General features: G+C 72.2%; 2 protein-coding genes and 1 pseudogene. 2 read left to right on the forward strand and 1 reads right to left on the reverse strand.

The window, feature by feature from the left end; genetic code table 11:
* Positions 1-218 precede the first annotated feature (218 nt).
* Complete coding sequence (locus E1300_RS49255) at positions 219-1,124, forward strand: sucrase ferredoxin (RefSeq protein WP_131764120.1); 906 nt, start codon at positions 219-221, stop codon at positions 1,122-1,124.
* Positions 1,125-1,308: 184 nt separating this feature from the next.
* Positions 1,309-1,605 carry a WhiB family transcriptional regulator gene (locus E1300_RS49260; protein WP_081640018.1) on the forward strand — a complete coding sequence of 99 codons (297 nt, stop codon included), beginning with the start codon at positions 1,309-1,311 and terminating at the stop codon, positions 1,603-1,605.
* A gap of 259 nt (positions 1,606-1,864) precedes the next feature.
* Here the strand turns inward: E1300_RS49260 and E1300_RS51160 are convergent.
* Positions 1,865-2,090, reverse strand: a pseudogene (locus E1300_RS51160) (phosphoribosyltransferase); the annotation flags it as partial.

Consider the following 2,090-nt stretch of genomic DNA (forward strand, 5'->3'; position numbering starts at 1 on the left):
CCCTGCTGGCCGGATCGCCGCTCGCGGGACCGGCGCCGGCCGGGCGACACGCCCGGCCCGACAAACCCCGGTGAAGTGCCCTATAACGCTCTGACCAGCACCGCGCCGGGGTAAATGTTGATCGACTCGCCGGTATGACGACCGTCACCTCGCTGGCCGTCCGGGAAGTGTTAGGTTACCCTAACCTAATTGCCCATTCCGATCGGCTGGGGGGATCCGTGACGCGCGGCAAGGGCTGCGGGCACTGCCCGGGAAGCCACAGCGGCGAGCGGCCGTGCCTGGCGAGCGCGACGACGAAGGCGCGCGCCTGGCTGCTCGTCGAGCATCCCGGCCCCTGGCCGGAGCGCGTCGAGCGGCTGGCCGGCCCGGCACCGATCGCGGCGGCCGTGCGCGCCGCGCAGGCCGCGGGCGTCCGGCCGCAGCTCATCCGCCGCCCGGGGCGGCGCCGCGGGATCCCGCCGCTCCAGGTCTTCGCCGCCTGGTCGGCCGGGGACGACGTCTGGGCCGAGGGGCGCGAGCTCGCCGACCCGGCCGAGCTCGCCGACCTCGACCTCGGCGCGCTGGCGGCGGGGCGGCGGCCGGGCTTCGGCGAGCCGGTGACCGAGCCCGTCCTCCTCGTCTGCACGCACGGGCGCCGCAACGCCTGCTGCGCCCGCACCGGCGCGCCGCTGGCACGCGCCCTGAATGCGCGTTTCGACCGCCTTGTCTGGGAAACCACCCACGTCGGCGGCGATCGATATGCAGCGAACCTGGTGTGTCTTCCTCATGGGATCTACTACGGCGACCTCGGCGAGACCGAGGCCGTCGCGGCCGTGGACGCCTACCTCCGGGGCGAGGTGGTCCTCGACCGGCTGCGCGGCCGGGCGGGGCTGCCCGAGCCGGCGCAGGCGGCCGAGCACTTCGTCCGCGCGCACACGGGCCTGCTCGGCGTGGACGCGTTCGCAGTGGAGTCCGTCACAGGGACATCTCGGTACGAAGCACTCGTCGCCGGACAGGGATGTCGTTACCGGGTCGCGCTGGAGGCGGTCCAGCAGTCGGGCCCCTGCGGCCCGGACTGCGAGGAGAACCTCGGGACCTACGTTGTTAGGGAACTCACCCTTCTCAACGAGGCGGCCCTCGTGTAATCTCTCGGAGGCCCCATTCGAGGGTCTCCCTGTCGCACGACCCCAGGTTTCCGGACTAACCGGACGGGGAACAGAGCGGCAACTCCAGACGTTGGACCTTTCGGCGCTTCTGACGGATGTCACCCGAAGCATGTCGAGCGTCCATGTCCCGAAATTGTTCGAAACCAATCAAGGTGGGTGTTCCATGGCTCAGGTACGTCGGCAGGCAAACCTCCCTCGTCCCAGCTGGGGCTGGCAGGACGCCGCGGCGTGCCGGGGGGAAGACCTCGTCCTCTTCTTCGGTCCCGACGGCGAGCGCCAGCCCGAACGTGAGATCCGCGAGCGCAAGGCGAAGCAGATCTGCATGGGCTGTCCGGTCCGCTCGGAGTGCCTGGACTACGCCGTGTCCAGGCCCGAGAAGTACGGCACGTGGGGCGGTCTCAACGAAGACGAGCGCGCATCCGAGCGCCGTCGCCGGATGCGTCGCGCCAACGCCGCCTGACAGGCCGGCCAGGCCGTCACAACGCTCTCGTCGCGCACCCCGGCACGCCACCGAAAAACGTCACGGCCCCGCCTCCGCGGGGCCGTTTGCGTTGCCCGGGCCCCGATCCGCGGGCCCGGGCGCGCACGGCTTCGTCACATGTGCGTCACAGCTCGGTGACAGCGGCCACCGGATTTTCCCGCGCGGGCCCGCTTTTACCGCACGACGCGTCACCGCGGGGCTTTTTCATGGAAATTCACACGGTCCATTCGGCGGTCGCTCAACCGGCCGCGCGGCCCGCGCGGTCCAGCCAGGCGATCACGTCGCCGTCGGCGAGCTGGCCGAAGTCGCGGTACCACTGGCCGACCGCGCGGAACTCCCAGGGCGCCGCGGGCACCACCAGGGCGTCCGCCTCGGGCTCCAGGGCCCGGACGGTCTCGGCGGCGCCCACCGGCACCGCGAGGACCAGCCGGGACGGCCCGCGCTCGCGCAGGGCCCGCAGGGCG

Origin of the sequence: Actinomadura fibrosa (assembly GCF_900659615.1) — a bacterium.
Taxonomy (GTDB): Bacteria; Actinomycetota; Actinomycetes; order Streptosporangiales; family Streptosporangiaceae; genus Spirillospora; species Spirillospora fibrosa.

Excerpts from the sequence above, each read along its gene's own strand:
- E1300_RS49260 (WP_081640018.1), top strand. The coding sequence starts at position 1,309 with ATGGCTCAGGTACGTCGGCAGGCAAACCTCCCTCGTCCCAGCTGGGGC.